The organism is Desulfovibrio sp., assembly GCF_047607245.1.
Lineage (GTDB): Bacteria > Desulfobacterota > Desulfovibrionia > Desulfovibrionales > Desulfovibrionaceae > Desulfovibrio.
The window spans coordinates 1-21043 of sequence record NZ_JASGDK010000179.1 but is presented as its reverse complement, the minus strand read 5'-3'; the positions used below and the strand labels follow the sequence as shown (position 1 = coordinate 21043).

The 21043-nt window shown below is 55.3% G+C and carries 19 protein-coding genes and 1 pseudogene; 10 read left to right on the top strand and 10 right to left on the bottom strand.

Translation table 11 applies throughout. From position 1 onward, the window contains the following. Window positions 1-455 (bottom strand): annotated as a pseudogene (locus QM579_RS13240) (hypothetical protein); the annotation flags it as partial. A 752-nt stretch (window positions 456-1207) separates the two neighbouring features. On the opposite strand from QM579_RS13240, the gene hpsG reads away from it, so the two are divergent. From hpsG to QM579_RS13205, 7 genes are all read left to right on the top strand, one after another. Further along, window positions 1208-3682, top strand: a complete 2475-nt coding sequence (hpsG, locus tag QM579_RS13235; protein ID WP_414999599.1) for a (2S)-3-sulfopropanediol dehydratase — start codon at window positions 1208-1210, stop codon at window positions 3680-3682. Window positions 3683-3787: 105 nt separating this feature from the next. Continuing rightward, window positions 3788-4684, top strand: coding sequence for a (2S)-3-sulfopropanediol dehydratase activating enzyme (hpsH, locus tag QM579_RS13230; protein WP_414999598.1), 897 nt, complete (start codon window positions 3788-3790; stop codon window positions 4682-4684). Window positions 4685-4745: 61 nt separating this feature from the next. Continuing rightward, window positions 4746-4985 carry a hypothetical protein gene (locus QM579_RS13225; protein ID WP_414999597.1) on the top strand — a complete coding sequence of 80 codons (240 nt, stop codon included), beginning with the start codon at window positions 4746-4748 and terminating at the stop codon, window positions 4983-4985. Between the two features lie 289 nt (window positions 4986-5274). Then, window positions 5275-6108 (top strand): amidohydrolase family protein, encoded by an 834-nt coding sequence (locus QM579_RS13220; protein WP_414999596.1) that lies wholly within the window; start codon window positions 5275-5277, stop codon window positions 6106-6108. Window positions 6109-6258: 150 nt separating this feature from the next. Beyond that, complete coding sequence (locus QM579_RS13215) at window positions 6259-7635, top strand: MFS transporter (RefSeq protein ID WP_414999595.1); 1377 nt, start codon at window positions 6259-6261, stop codon at window positions 7633-7635. Window positions 7636-7783: 148 nt separating this feature from the next. Further along, window positions 7784-9181 carry a sigma-54 interaction domain-containing protein gene (locus tag QM579_RS13210; protein WP_414999594.1) on the top strand — a complete coding sequence of 466 codons (1398 nt, stop codon included), beginning with the start codon at window positions 7784-7786 and terminating at the stop codon, window positions 9179-9181. A 132-nt stretch (window positions 9182-9313) separates the two neighbouring features. Next, window positions 9314-9871, top strand: a complete 558-nt coding sequence (locus tag QM579_RS13205) for a DUF4125 family protein (RefSeq protein ID WP_414999593.1) — start codon at window positions 9314-9316, stop codon at window positions 9869-9871. Window positions 9872-10324: 453 nt separating this feature from the next. Here the strand turns inward: QM579_RS13205 and lepA are convergent, their stop codons facing one another. Continuing rightward, window positions 10325-12130 (bottom strand): translation elongation factor 4, encoded by a 1806-nt coding sequence (gene lepA / locus QM579_RS13200; protein ID WP_414999592.1) that lies wholly within the window; start codon window positions 12128-12130, stop codon window positions 10325-10327. 282 nt (window positions 12131-12412) lie between these two features. On the opposite strand from lepA, the gene QM579_RS13195 reads away from it, so the two are divergent. The 3 genes from QM579_RS13195 to QM579_RS13185 are packed head-to-tail and all read left to right on the top strand — an operon-like array spanning window position 12413 to window position 13624. After that, a complete protein-coding gene (locus QM579_RS13195; RefSeq protein WP_414999591.1) occupies window positions 12413-12976 on the top strand; it encodes a TetR/AcrR family transcriptional regulator in 564 nt (187 codons plus the stop codon). A gap of 17 nt (window positions 12977-12993) precedes the next feature. Then, a complete protein-coding gene (locus QM579_RS13190) occupies window positions 12994-13305 on the top strand; it encodes a DMT family transporter (RefSeq protein ID WP_414999590.1) in 312 nt (103 codons plus the stop codon). A 4-nt stretch (window positions 13306-13309) separates the two neighbouring features. Further along, entirely contained in the window at window positions 13310-13624 is a 315-nt protein-coding gene (locus QM579_RS13185; RefSeq protein WP_414999589.1) for a DMT family transporter, read from the top strand. A gap of 307 nt (window positions 13625-13931) precedes the next feature. On the opposite strand, the gene QM579_RS13180 is transcribed toward QM579_RS13185, so the two are convergent. From QM579_RS13180 to QM579_RS13145, 8 genes are all read right to left on the bottom strand, one after another. Further along, window positions 13932-14336, bottom strand: coding sequence for a F0F1 ATP synthase subunit epsilon (locus QM579_RS13180; RefSeq protein WP_414999588.1), 405 nt, complete (start codon window positions 14334-14336; stop codon window positions 13932-13934). An 82-nt stretch (window positions 14337-14418) separates the two neighbouring features. Further along, a complete protein-coding gene (atpD, locus tag QM579_RS13175; protein WP_414999587.1) occupies window positions 14419-15840 on the bottom strand; it encodes a F0F1 ATP synthase subunit beta in 1422 nt (473 codons plus the stop codon). A gap of 11 nt (window positions 15841-15851) precedes the next feature. Next, complete coding sequence (locus QM579_RS13170) at window positions 15852-16736, bottom strand: F0F1 ATP synthase subunit gamma (protein ID WP_414999586.1); 885 nt, start codon at window positions 16734-16736, stop codon at window positions 15852-15854. 26 nt (window positions 16737-16762) lie between these two features. Next, window positions 16763-18271, bottom strand: a complete 1509-nt coding sequence (gene atpA / locus QM579_RS13165; protein ID WP_179980135.1) for a F0F1 ATP synthase subunit alpha — start codon at window positions 18269-18271, stop codon at window positions 16763-16765. 3 nt (window positions 18272-18274) lie between these two features. Continuing rightward, window positions 18275-18826 (bottom strand): ATP synthase F1 subunit delta, encoded by a 552-nt coding sequence (gene atpH / locus QM579_RS13160; RefSeq protein WP_183719079.1) that lies wholly within the window; start codon window positions 18824-18826, stop codon window positions 18275-18277. Beyond that, entirely contained in the window at window positions 18823-19404 is a 582-nt protein-coding gene (locus QM579_RS13155; RefSeq protein WP_414999585.1) for a F0F1 ATP synthase subunit B, read from the bottom strand. Before QM579_RS13155 ends, atpH begins: the two co-directional genes overlap by 4 nt. 106 nt (window positions 19405-19510) lie before the next feature. Beyond that, entirely contained in the window at window positions 19511-19930 is a 420-nt protein-coding gene (locus tag QM579_RS13150; protein WP_414999584.1) for an ATP synthase F0 subunit B, read from the bottom strand. Between the two features lie 330 nt (window positions 19931-20260). Further along, on the bottom strand, window positions 20261-21043 hold a 783-nt coding region (locus QM579_RS13145; RefSeq protein ID WP_414999583.1), incomplete at its 5' end, for a glycosyltransferase.

The window sequence follows — 21043 nt, the reverse complement described above, 5'->3', positions numbered from 1 at the left end:
TGTATCAGCGACAGGGCCTTTCTGACATTTCCGATCTCCATTTCAACCGGGATGTATGGGTCCGTCATGGAACCTGTGCCGATCATGCATTTTTTGCGTTTGCGTTGAAGGGCGTTCTCAAGCAGTTCTATGGCATTTTCTTTGACTTCTATATCTTCAAATTCATGCTCCATCCCATAGCAGGCGCTGCGCGAATCACAATAGATACATCCATGCGCACATCCGCGATAGATGTTCATGCCATTTTTCGGGGATAAAATTCCTTTTACCTTCACAAAATGCATCTGTTCGTTTCCGTCTGGCTGTTGTGTAATGGCCTGTTGTCGTGGCCTGTTGGAGTGGTTTGCCGAGTCGTGCTGTTCTGCCGTGTACGCCAGATGTCCCGTTGTCGGTGTTTTCTTCTCAGGGTTGCATGGGTAAGCAGCGCCAGGGGCAGTCTGCGGAAAAAAAGGCAAGCTGTAAGCAGTATAGCCAGTCCGGAGCGAGCGGCAATGCCTGAAAATTTTTCATGACTCTCCGCAGGTTCTTTATGGGGCCTCATTACTGGGCAATGCGCCGCTGTGCGTGGCTGCCTGCTGGCAGGAAAAAGGGTAGGGGGAACAGATCGCAGCCAGCATCGGGGCGCTGCAAGTATCTGCTTGTATTTAGCTCAGTGTTAATAAACGGGTCCAGCCATTTGTTGCAGCTGCCCACCAAGGTGTGCTGTCTGTGCCGCTAACAGCACGAATGCTTTCGGTAATGCCATAGGTAACTGTCTTAGAATTTTATTAATATAAAATAGATAGTTAGAAACAGCCCCTGGTTTTCTGCATTCCTGACCGGGAGCCTGTCTTGCGCAGTATTCTACAGCTCGTTTTGCGGGCGGCAGAGCAGAGAATTTCATTGCATTGAGGGCCTGAAGAAGGGCGGTTGTTTTCAGACGTTGGGCCTTACTCAGGAGAGATTGTGAAAAAGTGTTTTTTTACACCGTTGCAAAAAAACACTAAATAATTTTATTTAATTATTTTATTATATTAAGAATTGATATGTTGTTTTTTTGCAACAAATACGGCGCGAACGTCTCTGCGGCGAACAATCGCAATTTTTAAAATATTCATATATAAATGCGTGTTACACGAATGGCATGAATGATGCTCAAGAGGGGGCATTGGGATGAATATCACAATCACCCAAATAAAGAACATAACACCCATTCAGGAGTTTCATTATGAGCCAGTGCGGTTGCTGCATGTCCCCTCAGGAAGAGCGCGTTGTCAACAAGAGCGTTAACCGTCAGGGGCGTGAACGCGTCTACAGTATTCTGGAGAGCAATCAGTTCACCCTGCCTAATGTGGACGTGGAACGCGCCAAGTATTTCACCGAATCCATGCGGGAAACCGAGGGCGAACTGCTGACCTTGCGCTGGGCCAAGGCGCTTAAGAACGTGGCCGAAAAAATTACGGTCTGGATTACGCCCAACCAGCTGCTGGCTGGCCGCGTGGGCATGCTTGGCCGTTACGGCATCCTCTACCCTGAAATTGACGGTGACTTTTACCGCGAAGTGCTGGCCGACCTCGCCAATCGCGACAAGAGCCCCTTCCAGATTTCGCAGGAAGACATCAAGGTTGTTATGGAAGAAATTGCCCCCTACTGGGAAGGCAAGACCTACCATGAGCACCTTAACAAGGCTCTGCCCGAAGACATCCGCGGCGTGACCTATCACGACGAACGCGGCCTCAAGTCCAAGTTCGTGGTCAGCGAAACGTCTTCTTACCGCTCTGCCCTTCAGTGGGTGCCGGACTACGAAAAAGTTATCAATCGCGGCTTTATCGACATCCAGAACGAAGCCAAGGAAAAACTTGCCAACCTTGATCTGAACAACTCTGTGGATCTCTGGGACAAAAAGCCCTTCCTTGAAGGCATGATCATCGTGTGCGACGCCATCATGATCTGGGCCAAGCGCCATGCCGACCTCGCTCGTGAACTGGCCGCCAAGGAAGCTGATCCCAAGCGCAAGGCCGAACTTCTGCAGATCGCCGAAACCTGCGATCACGTGCCTGCCCATCCGGCCCGTACTTTCCGTGAAGCCATGCAGTGCCAGTGGTTCGTGCAGATGTTCTCGCGCATTGAGCAGAAGGCCAGCGCCATCATTTCCAATGGCCGTATGGACCAGTATCTCTACCCCCTGTACAAGAAAGATCTTGATGAAGGCCGCATTACCCGCGAAGAAGCCAAGGATCTGCTGGAATGCATGTGGGTAGACATGGCCCAGTTCATCGACCTGTACATCAACCCCACCGGCGTTGAGTTCCAGGAAGGTTATGCCCACTGGGAAGCCGTGACCATCGGCGGCCAGACCCCCGAAGGCGAAGACGCCACCAACGACCTCAGCTATCTTTTCCTTGAGTCCAAGCGCGAGTTCCCCCTGAACTACCCCGACCTGGCCGCACGTATCCACTCCCGCTCGCCGGAACGCTTCCTGCGCGAAGTGGCTCTGACCATCAAAGACGGCTCGGGCTTCCCCAAGCTCATCAACGACGAAGAAGTGGTGTTCCTTAACACCATCAAGGGCTGCCCGGTCAACGAAGCTCTGGACTATGCCGTGTCAGGCTGCACCGAAACGCGCATGCCCAACCGCGATACCTACACCTCTGGCTGCGTGTACGTGAACTTTGCCACGGCGCTGGAAATGCTGCTCTATAATGGCCGCATGCTGCACTATGGCGACGAAGTCATTGGTCTTGAAACCGGCGACGTCACCAAGTTCAACACCTGGGAAGAATTTTACGACGCCTACAAGGCCCAGCATCTGAACCTGCTGCGCAAGGCTTTCCAGCAGCAGCATGTGGTGGACAAGCTGCGTCCCCAGCACTTCTCGGCTCCGATGTCTTCCGTGCTGCACAACCTGTGCATGGAAAACCTCATGGATTTGCACGCTGAAAAGATTCCCGGCGGCGTGGACTACTCCTACTTTGAATTCCTTGGCTACGGCACTGTGGTGGACTCCCTGTCTGCCATCAAAAAGCTGGTGTTCGAAGACAAGAAGCTGACCCTCAAGGAAGTTGTTGAGGCCTGCAAGGCCGACTTCAAGGGGCACGAAGCCGTGCGCGAAATGCTGCGCAACGCTCCCTGCTACGGCAACAATGATGCCTATGCCGACAGCGTCGCCAAGGACGTGGACCGCGTTACCCAGGTTGAAGCCGCCAAGAGTTCCCGTGAACGCGGCGTGCATGTGGACGTGCGCTATGTGCCCATCACCTCGCACGTGCCCTTTGGCAAGGTTGTTTCTGCCACGCCCAATGGCCGTCACGCCTGGACTGCCCTGTCCGACGGCTCTTCGGCCTCTCACGGCGCGGACAAAAACGGCCCCACCGCCGTGCTGCTCTCCAACTACCACTCCAAGAACTACGGTATGACCAACCGTGCTTCACGCCTGCTGAACATCAAGCTGTCGCCCAAGTGCGTGGCTGGTGAAGACGGCACGCAGAAGATCGTCAACCTCATCCGTACCTGGTGCGACCTCAAGCTGTGGCACTTGCAGTTCAACATCGTGAACAAGGAAACCCTGGTCAAGGCGCAGCAGGAGCCGGACAACTACCGCAGCCTGCTGGTGCGCATCGCCGGGTACAGCGCGTACTTCTGCGACCTGTCCCGCGACCTGCAGAATGACATCATCGACCGCACGGAGCACGCCCAGTTCTAGGGCATAGTTGCAAAACGACCAACCCGGGGGGGAGGGGAGAGTCCCTTCCCCCCCTTTATTTTACCCGAAGGCGCGCCCGGCCGGGCCGCAACACAAGGATGACCCATGACGGACGCACAAGTTAAAGGCACTGTTTTCAATATACAGAAGTTCAGCGTTCACGACGGCGAAGGCATTCGTACCCTGGTGTTTCTCAAGGGTTGCCCTTTGCACTGCCTTTGGTGCAGCAATCCTGAATCGCAGAACATCAAGCCGGAACACGCCTTCAATCCTTCACGCTGCCTTTCTGCCGAAGTTTGCGGGCGCTGCCTCAAGGTTTGCCCTTCTGGAGCGCTGGGGCTGGTGGAAGGCATCATTATGCACGACCGCAGCCGCTGCACGGAGTGTATGGCCTGTGTTCACGCATGTCCGTCAGGCGCGCAGAGCATCTACGGTGAAAGCATGAGTGTTGAGCAGGTGCTGAACAAGGTTGAGGAAGACGGCGTGTTCTATCACCGCTCTGGCGGGGGCATGACTCTTTCGGGCGGCGAGGCCCTCACGCAGCACGAATTTGCCCACGCCCTGTTGCGCGAGGGCAAGAGGCACCACATCAATACCACCATAGAAACCTGCGGGTGCTACCCCTATGGTCACCTTTACGAGGCCTGCAAGCATCTCGACAAGCTGATCTTCGACATAAAGAGCCTTAACGCTGTAAAGCACAAGCAATTTACAGGCGTGGACAATGCCCTGATTTTGAAGAATTTTGCCGCCATCTGTGAAGATTTTCCCTATTTGCCCATATTGGTGCGTACTCCTGTGGTGCCGGGCTTCAACGATTCAGATGATGATATCATTGCCATCCGTGAGTTTATTCCGCGCCGGCCCAATATAGAATACGAGTTGCTGACCTATCACCGCATGGGGCAGCCCAAGTATACCTATCTTGGCCGCCGCTATGAGCTTGATGACGTGAAGGCAGACGAAGCCCGTATGGAGCGGCTGCGCGAACTGGCCCAATAGGCCGCACAGGCTCCCCGAGCGTTGTATTGTGTGGGCTGAAGTTGCAGCATAGGGCATGTGCGTGCCACTGGCAGAAATAGAAAAAACGCGCATTTTCACCCCGCAGCAGACAATTGTGTTTTTTTACACAATTGTCTGCTGCGGGGTGTGTTTTTTTGCACATATTTGGGGCGAAAAATCTATAACTTGCTTGTTTTTTATGATTTTTGCGCTATATGTCCGTGTTGCTTTTTTGCAACGCGGCGGAAATGTTGTAACGCCGTTACAAATAATTACTATTATGGATAAAATTATACAATAATATTAATATGTTGTTGGCATAATTTTATCCACTCTATGGAGTTCACGCGGTAAATAAGCTCAATTTGGAACAAGATGAGTGTTTTTTCTTGAGCGGCCGGGTGTTTTGAAAAAAATGAAAAGTGTTTTATCTTATATAACTATGTAAAATATATAACTATAATATCATACAAAAATGATTTGCTATGAAGATCTGCCGGATTTATTGCGCTCAAATTCACAATAGGCACGCTTCTTGCCTTTAGTCAGGAAAGAGTTCACGGGCACCACCAATTTTTAAAGGATTATCCATGAAAATCATAGATTTCCGGTTTCGCCCCAGTACGCCTGACGCCGTAAAGGGCATGCTTGCCAACAAGGTTTTTGGAGGCATGTTCGAGCTGTTCAAGTACGCCGATCGCGCCAAGCCGGAGCCCATTGAAAAAATTGTTGCCGATATGGAAAAGCAGAACGTGGTCAAGGGCGTTGTGACAGGGCGCGACGCCGAAACCACCTATGGTCTTGGCTCTGCCAACCCCGGCATTCTTGAGCTTATGCGCCTTTACCCCGGCAAGTTCATCGGTTTTGCCGGACTTGATCCCCACAAGGGTATGGACGCTGTGGACGAACTGTCGGCAATGGTAACGCAGCACGGCATGCGCGGGGCGGCCATTGACCCCTATCTTGCGCGCATTCCTGCCAGCCATGCCAAATACTATCCCATTTATTCAAAGTGTTGCGAACTCGATGTGCCCATCGTCATCACCACCGGCCCCGGGACCCTTGTGGGCGGAGCCGTGATGGAAGACGCCCATCCCCGCCATATCGACCGGGTGGCCACAGACTTTCCCAAGCTCAAGATCGTCATCAGCCACGGCTGCTACCCTTGGGTGAGCGAAGTCATCATGACCGTTCACAGGCACAAGAACGTCTACATCGACCTGGCGGAGTATGAAGAACAGCCTTTTTCCGAAGGCTATATTCAGGCGGCCAATACGCTCATCGGCGACAAGGTGCTTTTTGCCAGCGCAGCGCCCTTTATGGATTTTCAGGAGCAGATCGCCCTTTACAAGCGTTTGCCCTTTACGCCTGAAGTTCTTGAAAACGTCATGTTCAACAACGCCGCAAGGCTGCTCGGCCTATAAGGCTGCGCCCGCCGCAAGCGCCAGTTGGTCTGGCAGCTGGCTGTCGGGCGGTTACCGGAATGGAACGGCGGAAAGCGTTTTTCCGCTGGCAGGGACTGGACGGCAGCCCCTGCATGTGAATACATCTGCACAGCAACCATAAGGATCACCATGCAAACCGAAAACCTTACTCCGGAACAGCAAAAAAACCTGCGCCGCGTTGTGGCCTCGTCCATTATCGGGGCTGTCATCGAATGGTACGACTTCTTTTTGTACGGCGTTGTGGCTGGCCTGTTTTTCAATCAGCTGTATTTTCCTTCATTTGACCCCCGCATCGGCACCATGCTGGCCTTCGCCACCTTTGCCGTGGGTTTTGTGGCCCGCCCCCTTGGCGGCATCATCTTCGGCCATTTCGGCGATAAGCTCGGCCGCAAGAAGATGCTTATCCTTACCCTTGAAATTATGGGTATAGCCACGGTCTGCATTGGTCTTATCCCCACATACGACAGCATTGGCATCTGGGCGCCCATTCTGCTCATTGTCTGCCGTCTGGCGCAGGGCATTGGCCTTGGTGGCGAATGGGGCGGCGCTGTGCTTATGTCCTACGAATCTGCACCTGCGCACAGACGCGGCTTCTACGCCAGTTTGCCGCAGATCGGCATGTCGCTTGGCCTGTTGCTGGCCTCTGGCATCGTGGGCTTTTTCTCCGCCACACTTTCCAATGAAGCCTTCCTGAGCTGGGGCTGGCGCGTGGCCTTCCTGCTCTCCGCCGTGCTGTTGGCCGTGGGCGGCTACATGCGCAGCACCGTGCAGGAAACCAAAGACTTTTCTGAAGCCAAAAAAAGCCTGCCCGAAGCCAAGTACCCCCTGCTGGACGCCTTCAAGCGCTACCCCAAGATGATGATTGCCTGCATGGGCGCACGCTTCATTGACGGCGTGTCCTTCAACGTCTTCGGCGTGTACTCCCTGACCTATCTGACCCAGCAGCACGGCATCGACCGCTCTGCCGCACTTACAGCGGTTATGATTTCCTCTGTTATCATGTCGCTCTTCATTCCTTTCTGGGGAAATATGGCCGACAAGGTCGGCAAGGCCAAACTGTACGGTATTTGCGCCCTGATTCTGGGCTTCTCAAGCTTCCCTGCCTTCTGGGTGCTGCACAACTATGCCAACAACTACTTCCTCGTGGTTGTCGCTCTGGGCCTGCCCTTCGGTATCGTGCACGCCGCCGTGTTCGGCACCATGTCCAGCGTGTTTTCTGAAAGCTTTGACGCCTCTGTGCGCTACTCGGGCATTTCCTTTGTCTATCAGTTCACCGCCATCTTTGCTTCAGGCATGACGCCGATGGTTGCCGCCGTGCTTACGGGCATGGCCGACGGCGCGCCCTGGTTCCTCTGCGCCTACATGGCCGCAGTGGGCACCATCAGCGCCCTGTCCACCTGGTGGCTGAACAAGCTGGCCCGTGAAAACCGCGCCAATAACGCCACGAAAGAAGCCACTGTCTCCTCCACCGTCATCGGCGCTCCTGCCGGGGCGGACGGCTTCTAGAATTGGTAGCCTTTGCCGGAGTGGCGCCAGAATGCGCCGCTCGGACAAGGCCAAAGGGCTGACCGTATCTGCCGTGCGGTAGCCATAGTCGGGCGCCCCCATATTTGATGCCGGTATGGGGGCGCTCTTGCGCCCCTGGAGGAAGTGCATGTATAACCCACGAATGTTGGCCGAATATATTGAACAGCTTTGCGATACCTTTCGGGACGCCATCTGCGTTACGGACCGGGAGGGCGTGGTGGTGCTTGTAAACAAGCGCCATGCGGAACTTACGGGTATTCCCAAGGAAAAAATGACCGGCAGCCGTATTCAGGATATGGTGCAGAACGGCATTTTTGACGTGGTTCTTAACCCGCGCATTGTGGAAACCGGGCAGAAGGTCTCCAGCGTGCAGAATCTTTTTAACGGGCGCACGTTGCTTCTGGACGGGCATCCGGTCAAGGATACTTCTGGGCATGTGGCCTATGTTGTCACTGTTATCCGTGATGTGACGGCTCTTACCGAACTGCGTGAAGAGGTAATGGCGCAAAAGGAACTGCTGGAAACATTTCAGACCCTGAGCAGCGACGGCATCACTGGTAATCAGTATCCGCGTGTGGTGCAGAGCCAGGCCATGCAGCGGTTGTACGCCGAAGCTGTCGCCATTGCCGAAACAGACGCCACCGTGCTGTTGCAGGGCGAAACAGGCGTGGGCAAAGACGTGGTGGCGCGGCACATACACCGCAAAAGCCAGCGCGCCGATGCCCCTTTTGTCAAGGTAGACTGTGGCAGCATCCCTGAAAATCTTATTGAAACCGAGCTGTTCGGCTATGTGCCCGGCAGTTTTTCAGGGGCAAGCAAGAGCGGCAAGGCCGGGCTTGTGGAAGCGGCATCCTCGGGCACGCTTTTTCTGGATGAAATAGGCGAACTGCCAATGACCATGCAGTCGCGCCTGCTGCGCGTGCTTCAGGATTGGGAAGTCATGCGCGTGGGAGCCACCAGACCCAAAAAAGTGGACGTGCGCGTCATAGCCGCCACCAACAAGGATCTGGAAAAAGAAGTGGCCAAGGGGGCATTTCGCTCAGACCTCTATTACCGGCTCAAGGTGGCGGTGCTGAACATTCCGGCCCTGCGCAGCCGCCGGGCCGACATTTTGCCCCTGGCCCAGAGCTTTTTGACGTATTACGCAAAAAAGTATCACAAAAATATCCATCTTTCCGAAGAAGCCGAGCATATTCTGCAAGCCCACAGTTGGCCCGGCAACGTGCGCGAGCTGGAAAATCTTGTGCAGGGCCTTGTTGTGACCTGCAAGCACGGCAGCATTGAGGCTCGCGACCTTTCAGGCATCCGTCCTGCCGTTATGCATGATGATAAGGACAGCGCTTTTGCCCTGCCTTCCATTGAGGGGCGCTCGTTGAAAAGCATCATGAAGGAAGTGGAAACCGCTGTTATTGAAAAGGGCATGAGGCAGTATGGTTCCATCAGCGAACTCTCACGCCATTTTCAGATGGATCGCAGCACCATCTTCCGCAAGGTCAAGGAAATAGAAGCCGCCCGGCGGGATTAACACGCTGGGCGATGTGATGGGCGTGGCTGACGCGGATGTTACCGCTTGCGACGCTGGAGCGCACATTGTCTGAACCTGTTTGTCTCTGGCCCCAGAGACCAATGCATTTGGCCTTTGGCAAGGAAGAGAGCTATGCCGCAATCATTTGACCGTGAGGTCATGCTGCGCGAGATTATTGACCGCGAACTGGACATGTTTCTTGCCACTCCCAACGAAGGCGGAGTCTCGGCTTGTCAGCAGCGGCCAGAAACATTCCGGGTCATGCGGCGCATGACGCATGAGCCTCTGGACGGCGCTACGCTGGCCTCTTATCTGGCTGACTTGCAAGAGGCGGCAGCGGTGGGGCGAAACTTGATGGTTGAAAAATACGCCCGTATGGACGACCGTCTCCCGCCCCTCAGCACAAGCCCGCTTCTGGACGAAATTGCTGACGCGGAACTGGTTTTTCTGGAAGAGGCCAGTGTTCTTTTTCCACACGTGATCAGACGCAGCGGCGGCGACATGTTCCGCCGGTATCTGCGGTGCGAGCTGGAAACGCTCTCGCAAGGCACTCTGGAAAGCTATGCCCGTGAAGTGCGCCGTGCGCGTAGTGTGGGAAAGAATATGGCTGTGGAGCGGCATCGTTGCCTGGCGCGCCTGCTGGGCAGGGGCAGCCTTGAAGAATATGAAGCCGCGCGCGCCCAGGAATGAAGTAATTATTGGCCCGGCAGCCTGTCTGGAGCAGTTTGACTTTAAGGATGTATATCCGAAGAGTTCAGGGCATGCCCGGTGCGGCATTTAACCACGCAAATAGATAGAGCGTGTGTTTTCGCGGCGGGTGTTTGCTCACGCAGTCGCCGTACCATCTCCTCTCACTCTTTCGTGTTCCATTTGGCTTCTTACGACTGTTCGCCTTCTCCATTGGTTAGCTGCTGTGTGGCAGCTCCAGCTTCACAGACTTGAGAGAGGGTGAACAACCTGTTGGAGATTGCATCTGGACACACCTTGCTCCGTTTGCTCTGTCCGTTGCATTGAGCATCCCGCATTCGTCTCACGCACAGCCCCTTCAGCCCGCCTAAATTGGAAATCAGAAATGCAAACGGGGAAGAATCCTCGTTGTAAAGATTCTTCCCCGCAAAATGGTTTTTGTATTTCTGCCCTCGTCTAGTCGTCGCCCACCTTGAGAGCCGCCAGAAAGGCTTCCTGCGGCAGTTCAACGTTGCCCATACGCTTCATGCGGCGTTTGCCCTCTTTCTGCTTTTCCAGCAGTTTGCGCTTACGCGTGATGTCGCCGCCGTAGCACTTGGCGGTAACGTCCTTGCGGAAGGCAGAGACCGTCTCACGGGCAATGATTTTCTGACCAATGGCCGCCTGAATGGCAACCTGGAAAAGCTGGCGCGGTATGCTGCGCTTGAGCTTGAGCGCCAGACCGCGCCCATAGGTGTAGGCACGGTCGCGGTGTACGATAACCGCCAGGGCGTCCACAGTTTCGCCGTTGAGCATGATGTCCAGACGCACCAGATCAGAGGATCTGTAATCCAGAGGTTGATAGTCCATCGAGGCATAACCGCGCGTAGCGGATTTGAGCCTGTCAAAAAAATCGTAAACAATTTCGGCAAAGGGCAGTTCGTAGGTGACCACCACGCGGTTGGAGGCAAGATAGTGCAGGTTTTTCTGGGTGCCGCGCTTTTCTTCGCAGAGTTTCATGACGTTGCCCACATATTCGTTGGGCACATGAATATCCATGTTGACGTAGGGCTCGTACAGGGTGTGGATCTTGGTAGGATCTGGCAAATGACTGGGGTTGTCGATCTCCAGCGTTTTGCCGTCCATTGTGTCGACCTTGTAGACCACTGAGGGCGCGGTGGCGATAAGGCCAACCTCAAATTCGCGCTCCAGCCGCTCCTGAATAATTTCCATATGCAGCAGGCCAAGGAAACCGCAGCGAAAGCCAAAGCCCAAAGCCTGCGACGTTTCCGGCTCGTATGAAAAGGCTGCGTCGTTGAGTTGCAGTTTTTCAAGGGCGGCCTTGAGGTTTTCGTAATCTTCGGATTCTGTGGGGTAGAGACCGCAGAAAACCATCGGTTTGACTTCTTTGAAACCAGGCACAGGGCTTTCAGCGGGGTGGTCGGCAAGGGTTATGGTGTCGCCTACACGGGCGTCGCCCAGTTCCTTGATGGAGCCGCAAAGAAAGCCCACCTCTCCCGCCACCAGTTCTTTAACATCTGTGGCTTCGGGGGAAAATACGCCCAGCCGCAGGACTTCATATTCCTTGCCTGTACTCATGAGGCGCACGTTGTCATTCTTGCGCACAGTGCCGTCCATAATGCGGAAAAGCACCACAACGCCCTGATAGGTGTCGTACCACGAGTCAAAGATGAGTGCCTTGAGAGGAGCCTTGGGGTCGCCCTTGGGGGCTGGCAGGTGCTGCACAATGGCTTCAAGTACAGCGTCCACGCCCATGCCCGTCTTGGCGGAAACTGGCAGCGCCTGTGTGCAATCCAGACCGATGCTCTCTTCAATCTCGGCTTTGACGCGGTCAACTTCCGCACTGGGCAGGTCAATCTTGTTGAGCACCGGAAGGACCTCATGGTCGTGATCCAGCGCCAGATAGACGTTGGCCAGGGTCTGCGCTTCCACTCCCTGTGTGGCGTCAACCACCAGCAGCGCGCCCTCGCAGGCTGCCAGCGAGCGTGAAACTTCATAGTTGAAGTCCACGTGGCCGGGCGTGTCGATGAGGTTCAACTCATATTCCTGCCCGTCAGCCGCAAAATAGGGAAGGCGCACAGTCTGGGCCTTGATGGTGATGCCGCGTTCGCGCTCCAGATCCATCCTGTCCAGGTACTGCTGGCGCGCCTCGCGCTGGCTGACCACCTTGGTCAGTTCAAGGATGCGGTCGGCCAGGGTGGACTTACCGTGGTCGATATGGGCGATGATGCAAAAATTGCGTATATTTTCCTGCTTGACCATGTTTTTTCCTGCGTAAAATCTGGGTGCGTAGCAGAATTGTATAGCTAAGATTTGTCATGAAGTCCATGCAAAGGCCAGGGTTTCCGGCGCGGGTTATGAAGAAGGGCCAGAGCGCCCATCGAAGGTTTTGTGGCACGCAACTGACGGCTGGCACAAGCGGATTTATGTGCAAGTTTGCGGTGATATCAGGCAGTGATATAGCGCTGCCGTCTGTGGGTCGTGTCATTGACTGTTTTTGACAGTTTAAATACATACGTATGTATTTATACGGAGAAAATAAATATGAGTAAACCACGCTCCATAGACAGAGATCTGGTTCTTGATATGGCGGAGAAAATAGTCACTGAAAACGGGCCTGCGGCCCTGACGTTTGACGCAGTTGCCAGGGCGGCGGGGATCACCAAGGGCGGCGTGCAATCATGCTTTGGCACCAAAAGAGGGCTTGTCAGCGCGATGGCCGAACGGTGGGGCCGGAACTACGACGAATGCCTTGAAAGAAGTGCGGGCAAAAGCATCGAAAATATTTCTGATCTGGAAAAAATACGTGCCCACGTTGGGATTACCGCTGCGGAGAAATCGCTGAACGCTCGGGCTGCATGCCATCTGGCCATGCTGGTGGAGTCCCAGGAATTACGTGACTGGATACGCAGCTGGCACACCAGCAGGCTGAACACCCTGGATATGGCGAACAAGGAAGATCGGGCCGCGCGGGTCGCCTATCTGGCGGCGGAAGGAGCTTTTTTACTGCGCTACTTCGGCTTGCTGGATGTAAGCGACGCACAATGGAAGAGCATTTTTAGCGATATTGACGAATTTATTTTTGAAAAGGCCTCAAATCAATCATAACCGCTGGAAAAGTTGTCATGCTGAGCTGGATTTTTTTGTTCATAGCCAGCAGCCTTGAAATCGCCTGGGCTGCCGGATTAAAATATGCCGATTCGCCTCAGGACTGGGTTGCAACCCTTGGCTGTGTTGCGGGCAGTTTTATTTTTCTTGTGCTGGCAACAAAAAGAATGGAGGCGTCCATTGCCTATGTACTGTTTGTAACTTTGGGCGCTGTTGGAACATACCTTCTTGATATATCATTCTTTGGCAAAAAAATGATGTTCACAGCCGTTGCCGCGATTATTGTCATCCTTGTTTCGATAGTTTGCCTTAAACGGGAAGAAGGCTAGTTCTATGAGCTGGATGTATCTGATACTGGCTGGCCTTCTGGAAATAGCGGTTGTCGCCGGAGTCAGGGATATTGCCTTCAAACGCTACGCCAGAGGTATAATCGTTTACGCTGCCGGTCTGTCGTCATCACTGTTTTTTCTGTATCTTGCGCTACGGCAGATTGATGTCTCCATTGCCTATACTTCGTACACAGGCATTGGCGTTGTGGGCACGGTAGCTTGCGGCATTCTGTTTTGGGGCGAAAAAAGAAGCATCAAAAAAGCGCTTTATGTATCCTTGATTATTGCGGCGATTATAGTGCTCAAGGTTTCAGACTAGAACGCAGAAAATGTACAAAGTCCATACCGGCGTGGCAGTAAACGCTACTAGATGATGGGTCTGTGCACCGGGAAGGATGGCTTTATAGCGCTCGCACTCCCAAATGCCATGTAGCAAAATCAAGGTTAAGCGGTGGCAGGGGGGGGCGAGGGCGGCATGACGTGCTTGTGAACAGCAAGAGCATTTTTAGAGTGAAGGTCTTTGCAATTTGTCCTGTTTTGGCGTGGCCCCGTGGGGTTATTGCACAAAATAAAAGGCCGTGCAGCGTTTACACGCAGCACGGCCTGTCAATTTCGAACAATTCGGTCTAGCGGAACTGGGCCAATTGCAAACGGACAACAGCCCTATGCAATGCGGCTTCAGCACGAACCGAATCAACATGCTCTTCATGGCTGGAAATACGCTTTTCAGCGCGTTCCTTTGCGGCCATGGCTCTTGCTGTGTCGATACTCTGCGCCATTTCGGCAGACTCGGCCAGCACGGTAAGCACATCGTTATTCACGTCGGCGAAACCGCCGGAAATGAACACATGTTCTTCCTTGCCGCCAGCCAGCTTGTAACGCAGACCACCAATCTTGAGAGCGGAGAGCAGGGAGACGTGCTTGGGCAGCACGCCGAATTCGCCTTCAATACCGGGGCAGACAGCCATTTCAACTTCGCTGCTAACCACGGTTTTGTCTGGCGTCACCACTTCCAGTTGCAGTGTGCCCATAGGTACTCCTTCGCTCCTGATATGCCAGATACGGCTGCCCGGTGACTGTGCTTTGCAGCACTGTCACCGGGCGGTCACCAATCTAGTTTTCTTCCTGCAGCTTGCGCTGCTCAAACTTGGCCACGGCCTGTTCAATACCGCCCAGCATGTAGAAGTCACCTTCTGCCATGTGGTCGTACGCGCCGTCCAGAATGCCCTTGAAGCCCTTGATGGTGTCTTCAAGCTTAACATACTGGCCAGGGGTACCGGTGAAGGTTTCGGCCACGTGGAAGGGCTGGGACAGGAAGCGCTGGATGCGGCGCGCGCGCGCTACAGTGAGCTTGTCTTCGTCCGACAGTTCGTCCATGCCAAGAATGGCGATGATGTCTTGCAGTTCTTTGTACTTCTGCAGCACCATCTGCACGCGCCGGGCCACCATGTAGTGGTCTTCGCCCACGACGTCGGGGGCGAGGATGCGCGAGGTGGAGTCAAGCGGGTCCACGGCGGGGTAGATGCCAAGTTCGGCAATCTGGCGCGAAAGCACGAGCGTGCCGTCCAGATGCGAGAACGTGGTAGCCGGGGCCGGGTCGGTCAAGTCGTCAGCGGGCACGTAAACGGCCTGCACGGACGTGATGGAACCGGTGTTGGTAGAGGTAATACGTTCCTGAAGCGAACCAAGGTCCGTGCCAAGGGTGGGCTGATAGCCCACGGCCGAAGGCATGCGGCCCAGAAGGGCGGAAACTTCAGAACCGGCCTGGGTAAAGCGGAATATGTTGTCGATGAAGAGGAGCACGTCCTGATGTTCTTCATCGCGGAAGTATTCCGCGCAGGCAAGGGCGGTGAGGGCCACGCGGGCACGGGCTCCCGGAGGTTCGTTCATCTGCCCGTAAACAAGGGTGGCGCGTTCCAGAACGCCCGCATCCTTGAGTTCATGATAAAGGTCGTTACCTTCACGGGTGCGTTCGCCCACGCCCGCGAAGACCGAGGAACCGCCGTGCTGCTTGGCGATGTTGTTGATCATCTCCATCAGAATAACGGTCTTGCCCACGCCGGCGCCGCCGAAGAGGCCCATCTTGCCACCCTTGGGGAAGGGCACAAGCAGGTCCACAACCTTGATGCCGGTTTCCAGCAGTTCGACCTTGGTGTTCTGGTCGGTAAAGGCCGGAGCCGGGCGGTGAATGGGGTAGTACTTTTCAGCGTTAATGGGGCCCAGTTCGTCCACGGGGCGTCCGATAACGTTGAGGATACGACCCACAGAGGGCTTGCCCACGGGCACCATGATGGGCTGACCAGTGTCAACCGCTTCCATGCCGCGCACCAGACCTTCGGTGGCGTCCATGGCGATGGTGCGAACAACGTTGTCGCCCAGGTGCTGTGAAACTTCACAGACCAGGTAGGGGGCGTCGGTGTTGTTCGGATTGTTGATCTCCAGGGCGGTGAAGATATTCGGCAGGTTGCCGTCGCTGAACTCTACGTCCACAACAGCGCCGATAACCTGGACGATTTTACCGATGTTTTTGCTCATTAGTTGGCTCCTTAACCCTTCAGCGCTTCAGCGCCGCCGACGATGTCGATGAGTTCGCTGGTGATGGAAGCCTGCCGCGTCTTGTTATAGAGCAGGGTCAGCATGTTGATCATTTCGTTGCAGTTGCGCGTGGCGTTGTCCATTGCGGCCATACGGGCAGCATGTTCGCTGGCCGATGTGTCCAGCATGCCACGGTAAACCTGCACCTTGACGTAGCGGGGCAGAAGCTCCGCCAACAGCTTTTCTTCCTGCGGCTCGTAAACGTATTCGCAGCGCGGTTCTCCAGCTTCTTCGGCGATTTCTTCAGCCTCAGGCGTTTTCAGGGGCAGCAGGCAGAGCGTGCGCGGGGGCTGTTGCCCCATAGACACAAACTCGCCGTATATCAGCCACACTTCGTCGAGACCAAAGGTTTCGTAGCCGAAGATGACTTCCTGGGCCACGGAGCTTGCCAGGGCAAAATCGATGCTGCCCATGCGGTCTGCATAAGCTTTGGCGATCTTGTAGCCGGCCGCCTTAACGGCGTCGCGGCCCTTCTTGCCCATGCAGACAAAGCTCACCTCAAGGCCTTCCGCTTTTTTCTCTTTGGCGAGCTTCAATGCAGTGGCAATGATATTGCCGTTGAAGCTGCCGCAGAGACCACGGTCGGATGTCACCAGCACAATGGCGCAATGCTTCTTTTCCTCATGCTCGGCCAGCAGGGGGTGGGCGTTGCCCTCCACCTTGCTCGACAGTTCGGCGAGCACGTCGCGGTATTTGGCCGCGTACGGCCTGAAGCGCTCGATGCGGGCCTGAGCGCCACGCAGCTTCGCCGAGGCCACCATATTCATGGCCTTGGTGATCTGCTTGGTCTTACCGACCCCCACGATCTTCATTTTTACGTCTTTGAGTGAAGGCATGCTTTTCTCCCGGATATTGGGGGCCCCTAGGCCGTCCAGCCCTGCTTGAAGGCGGCAATAGCCTCGGTAAGCGCTTTTTCCACAGCCTCGTCAATGACTTTCTTTTCTTTAATGGCGTCCAGCACGTCTTTCCTGGTGTCGCGCAGGAAGGTCAGCATGGCGGCTTCGAAACGGCGAACGTCTTCCACCGGTACGTCGTCCATAAGACCGCGCGTAGCGGCGTAGATGGAGGCGACCTGTTCATTGGAAGGCATGGGCTGGTACTGGGGCTGCTTGAGCAGTTCCACCAGACGCGCGCCGCGGTCAAGCTTGGCCTTGGTGCCCTTGTCCAGGTCCGAACCAAACTGGGCGAAAGCCGCCAGTTCGCGGTACTGGGCGAGGTCAAGACGCATCGTGCCTGCCACCTGCTTCATGGCCTTGATCTGGGCCGCACCACCCACGCGGGATACGGAAAGACCCACGTTAATGGCCGGACGCACACCGGCGTTGAAGAGGTTGGGTTCCAGGTACACCTGACCGTCGGTGATGGAGATCACGTTGGTGGGGATGTACGCGGACACGTCGCCAGCCTGGGTTTCAATGATGGGCAGAGCCGTCATGGAACCCGCGCCGAGGCTGTCGTTCACCTTGGCCGCGCGTTCAAGCAGGCGCGAATGCAGGTAGAACACGTCGCCGGGGAAGGCTTCACGTCCCGGAGGACGACGGAGCAGCAGGGACATCTGGCGATAAGCCACGGCCTGCTTGGAAAGGTCATCGTAAATGATGAGGGCGTGCTTGCCGTTGTCGCGATAGAATTCCGCCATGGTGCAACCGGTGTAGGCTGCAATGTACTGCAGAGGCGCAGGGTCGGACGCGGTGGCGGAAATAATGGTGGTGTATTCCAGCGCGCCGTGGCGACGCAGGGTATCGGCCACCAGAGCCACCGAGGACTTCTTTTGGCCAATGGCCACATAGAAGCAGTGGATGTCCGTTTCTTTCTGCGCCAGGATGGCGTCAATACAAACAGCGGTCTTACCAGTCTGGCGGTCGCCAATGATAAGTTCGCGCTGTCCGCGACCAATAGGCGTCATGGCGTCAATGGCCTTCAGACCCGTAGGCATGGGTTCATGCACGCTCTTACGCGCGATGATGCCGGGAGCCTTGATTTCCACGGGGCGCACTGCGGCAGCCTCGATGGGGCCCAGACCGTCGATGGGCTCACCCAGGGGGTTGAGCACGCGGCCCATAACGCCGTCGCCGACAGGCACGGAGAAGATCTTGCCGGTACGCTTGACCGGGTCGCCTTCCTTGATGCCTACATCCGAACCGAGCAGAGCAACACCGACGTTGTCCTCTTCAAGGTTGAGCACCATGCCCATGACGCCGCCGGGAAATTCCAGCAGTTCCATCGACATAGCGTTCTGAACGCCGTAGACACGGGCGATGCCGTCACCGACGTACAGTACGGTGCCGGTTTCGCTCATTTCTACGCGCTGCTCGTAGTTCTGGATTTGATCCTCAATGATCTTGCTTATCTCTTCCGCTTTGATCTGCATGTGCTATTCACCCCTCTTGAATGTCTCCCGGAGGATACCCAATTGCGCGCGCAGACTTGCGTCCAGCACCCGGTCACCCATTTTGAGCACCATACCCCCAAGTATGTCCTTGTCGACAGCGAAGGTAAGCTCAATGGCAGCGCCGGTTTTCTTTTCCAGCGATTCTTTGAGTTTTGCCTTTTTGTCGGCAGGAAGTTTCACTGCAGTGACGAGTTGGCCACGCACGATGCCCTTGGCTTCGTCAAGCAGTTTGCCATACCAGGCGGAAATTTCGCGCAGAAAGGCGAGCCTTTCTTTGTCTGCCAACAAGAAGCAGAAGTTGCGCAATGTCTGGTCGGCCTTGAGCTTGCCCAGCAGTTTGTCAAGAACCGCCTTCTTTTCCTCCACGCCGATAACAGGACTTTTGAGGGTCAGGTCAAGTCCCGGCGCGGCGGCAAGCGTTTCACCAAGAGCAGCAAGGCATTCGCCGCGCGCGCTCAAGGCTTCGTCCCCATCCTTTTTGCCCAACGCAAAGATAGCGTTGGCGTACCTGCGTGCAACCACGGTGTCGATCAATGGAGCACCACCTTTTTAAGGGAATTGGCGATAAGCTTGTCGTGGGCTTCGGCATTGAGCTTGCCGCTCAGGGCCTTTTCGGCAGCGTCCACGATTTCGTCTGCAATGACGGCGCGCACTTCTGCAAGCACAGCGCGGCCTTCATTTTCAGCGGTCATGCGCGCCTGCTCCACAATTTGCGACGCCTGACGGTGCGCCTCATCCACAATGCCAGCCTTCAGGCTTTCAGCCTGCTTGCGGCTTTCGGCCAGAATGGCTTCACGCTCTTCGTTGAGGCGGGCAATGCGCGACTCAACGGCGGCCAACTGTTCCTTGGCCTTGGCGCGGCGTTCATCCAGATCGTCCAGCGCTCCGCTGATGGTCTCGCGGCGATTCTTGAAGAAGCGCTTGGCCAGTCCACCAACAAAGTACCAGAGGATGCCCGCAAAGATCACGAAGTTGAGCACGCGCCAGCCGAAGTCGCCCCAGCGAGTTTCCCCATGCCCTTCGGAAGCCAGCGCCTCCAAAGGAATGAAGACAATCGCGGCAAAGGCAATAACGAGCGGCAGGATATAACCCGCGTGTTTCCATTTGCTCAAAGCCCACCCCCCTCTGTTCAGAGAATAATGCAATAGCGTAGACTGTGCCTAAAGAAACCGGATCACCCGTAGGGCGTCCAGCAAGGAACCGGAAAAGCGCGTGAAACTAACTCTTGATGAGCTTGGCGGCCAGGCGTGCGGAAAAGTCGCTTACCTGATTGCGCAGTTCGTCAAGAGTCTTGGCGGCCTGAGCCTGCAAAGAGTCGTGGGTTTCGGCAATGATGTCGCGGGCGCTTTTTTGGGCGTCGCCCACAAGCTTCTGCTGTTCAACCATGCCTTCGGCGCGGCCTTCTTCACGGGTAAGGCCTGCGTCCTGACGGGCGCGAGCCAGTTCGGCTTCATAGTTGGCAAGGCGTTCCGCCGCCTGGTACTCGAAGGACTCGGCTTCTTCAGCCATGCCGTCCATGATGCCGTTGCGCTTTTTTATGATATCGCGGATGGGTCGGATAAGGAGGATATTTAGCACATAAATGGCGACCAAAAAGTTCACCAGCTGAAAGATCATTGTAACGTTAAGATCCAGCATGCCGCATCCTCCCGATGATGTCGGATTGTAGGAATGAAAAAGACATTAAGCCCTTGCAACATATCTCCTTGCCCCTGTTCTGTCAAAGGGTATTGGTGACAAATTTCGCAAACTCCATAAGTTTTTTTAAAATAAATAATAAATAAAGTATGTTAAAAAATACCTATCTGAAGGCTTGCCGAGCCGTTGGCGCAAGTGAGGACAAATAGCAGAAGTGTAAATGACGGCGAGATACGCCTTTTGGGGCATTTAGAGGCCATTAAGAGCCCTGGAGGTCATGAAAGAAAACACTTGCCTTATATGAATAGATATTACAGATTGTTTGATTGGTCAGACAATCATCCAGTCTTCTTGCCCGTACCCCTGAGATTCCAGCCAGTCAGATGCTTCTTCCGCCGCGCCGTGCGCGGTGAGCGCGTTGAGAATGCGGCAGCGTCCTGGCTCAGGCAAAGCTGCACGCCCGCAGACTGGAATTCCGCCCACCACGTTGCCGATTTTTTTGGCGTCAATATCAATATAGGCCGCCGGGTGCACACCGTGACTCCAAAGCGGGGCAAGCCGTTTACGGGCCACACGCCCGCCGCCCATAACCCACACCTGCGGATGAAAAGGGTTGTGCAGCTCCAGATGACGGGCCAGCCACAGGGCGCGCAGCCTGTTACAGGCTGCATCGGCGTACCTTGCGTCAGCTCTTGTGGCCCGGCTTGGCGCGTCGTTCCAGGTCAGAAGCGTTTGCGGCAGCTTTTCCATCTGTGCCCCGTTGTGAAGCCAGCGCAGCCACAGTTCCCAGTCTTCGGCAAAATCCCCGTCTGCATAAGCACCCCACCGATCAGCTGCGTCCCGCCGGAACATGGCCGACGGATGGCAGATTGGCGTATCCCTAAAGCGGTTGCGGCTGATCTCCTCCGGGGAGCGGCAACTGTTTTGCCAATCCACAAAATGCGCGAATCCGTAGGCCGATTTGCGGTCGCCGCCAAAGGCCACCAGACTGGCCGAAAGCGCAAGCTCTGGCCTGTTCCACAGGTGCGCGGCCTGGAGGGCCAGACGTTGTGGGTGCACGGTATCGTCGGCATCCATACGGGCGATGAACGTGCCTCGGGCAGCAGCCAACCC

Excerpts from the sequence above, each read along its gene's own strand:
- hpsG (WP_414999599.1), top strand. The coding sequence starts at position 1,208 with ATGAGCCAGTGCGGTTGCTGCATGTCCCCTCAGGAAGAGCGCGTTGTC.
- hpsH (WP_414999598.1), top strand. The coding sequence starts at position 3,788 with ATGACGGACGCACAAGTTAAAGGCACTGTTTTCAATATACAGAAGTTC.
- QM579_RS13220 (WP_414999596.1), top strand. The coding sequence starts at position 5,275 with ATGAAAATCATAGATTTCCGGTTTCGCCCCAGTACGCCTGACGCCGTA.
- QM579_RS13215 (WP_414999595.1), top strand. The coding sequence starts at position 6,259 with ATGCAAACCGAAAACCTTACTCCGGAACAGCAAAAAAACCTGCGCCGC.
- QM579_RS13210 (WP_414999594.1), top strand. The coding sequence starts at position 7,784 with ATGTATAACCCACGAATGTTGGCCGAATATATTGAACAGCTTTGCGAT.
- QM579_RS13205 (WP_414999593.1), top strand. The coding sequence starts at position 9,314 with ATGCCGCAATCATTTGACCGTGAGGTCATGCTGCGCGAGATTATTGAC.
- lepA (WP_414999592.1), bottom strand. The coding sequence starts at position 12,130 with ATGGTCAAGCAGGAAAATATACGCAATTTTTGCATCATCGCCCATATC.
- QM579_RS13195 (WP_414999591.1), top strand. The coding sequence starts at position 12,413 with ATGAGTAAACCACGCTCCATAGACAGAGATCTGGTTCTTGATATGGCG.
- QM579_RS13190 (WP_414999590.1), top strand. The coding sequence starts at position 12,994 with ATGCTGAGCTGGATTTTTTTGTTCATAGCCAGCAGCCTTGAAATCGCC.
- QM579_RS13185 (WP_414999589.1), top strand. The coding sequence starts at position 13,310 with ATGAGCTGGATGTATCTGATACTGGCTGGCCTTCTGGAAATAGCGGTT.
- QM579_RS13180 (WP_414999588.1), bottom strand. The coding sequence starts at position 14,336 with ATGGGCACACTGCAACTGGAAGTGGTGACGCCAGACAAAACCGTGGTT.
- atpD (WP_414999587.1), bottom strand. The coding sequence starts at position 15,840 with ATGAGCAAAAACATCGGTAAAATCGTCCAGGTTATCGGCGCTGTTGTG.
- QM579_RS13170 (WP_414999586.1), bottom strand. The coding sequence starts at position 16,736 with ATGCCTTCACTCAAAGACGTAAAAATGAAGATCGTGGGGGTCGGTAAG.
- atpA (WP_179980135.1), bottom strand. The coding sequence starts at position 18,271 with ATGCAGATCAAAGCGGAAGAGATAAGCAAGATCATTGAGGATCAAATC.
- QM579_RS13150 (WP_414999584.1), bottom strand. The coding sequence starts at position 19,930 with ATGCTGGATCTTAACGTTACAATGATCTTTCAGCTGGTGAACTTTTTG.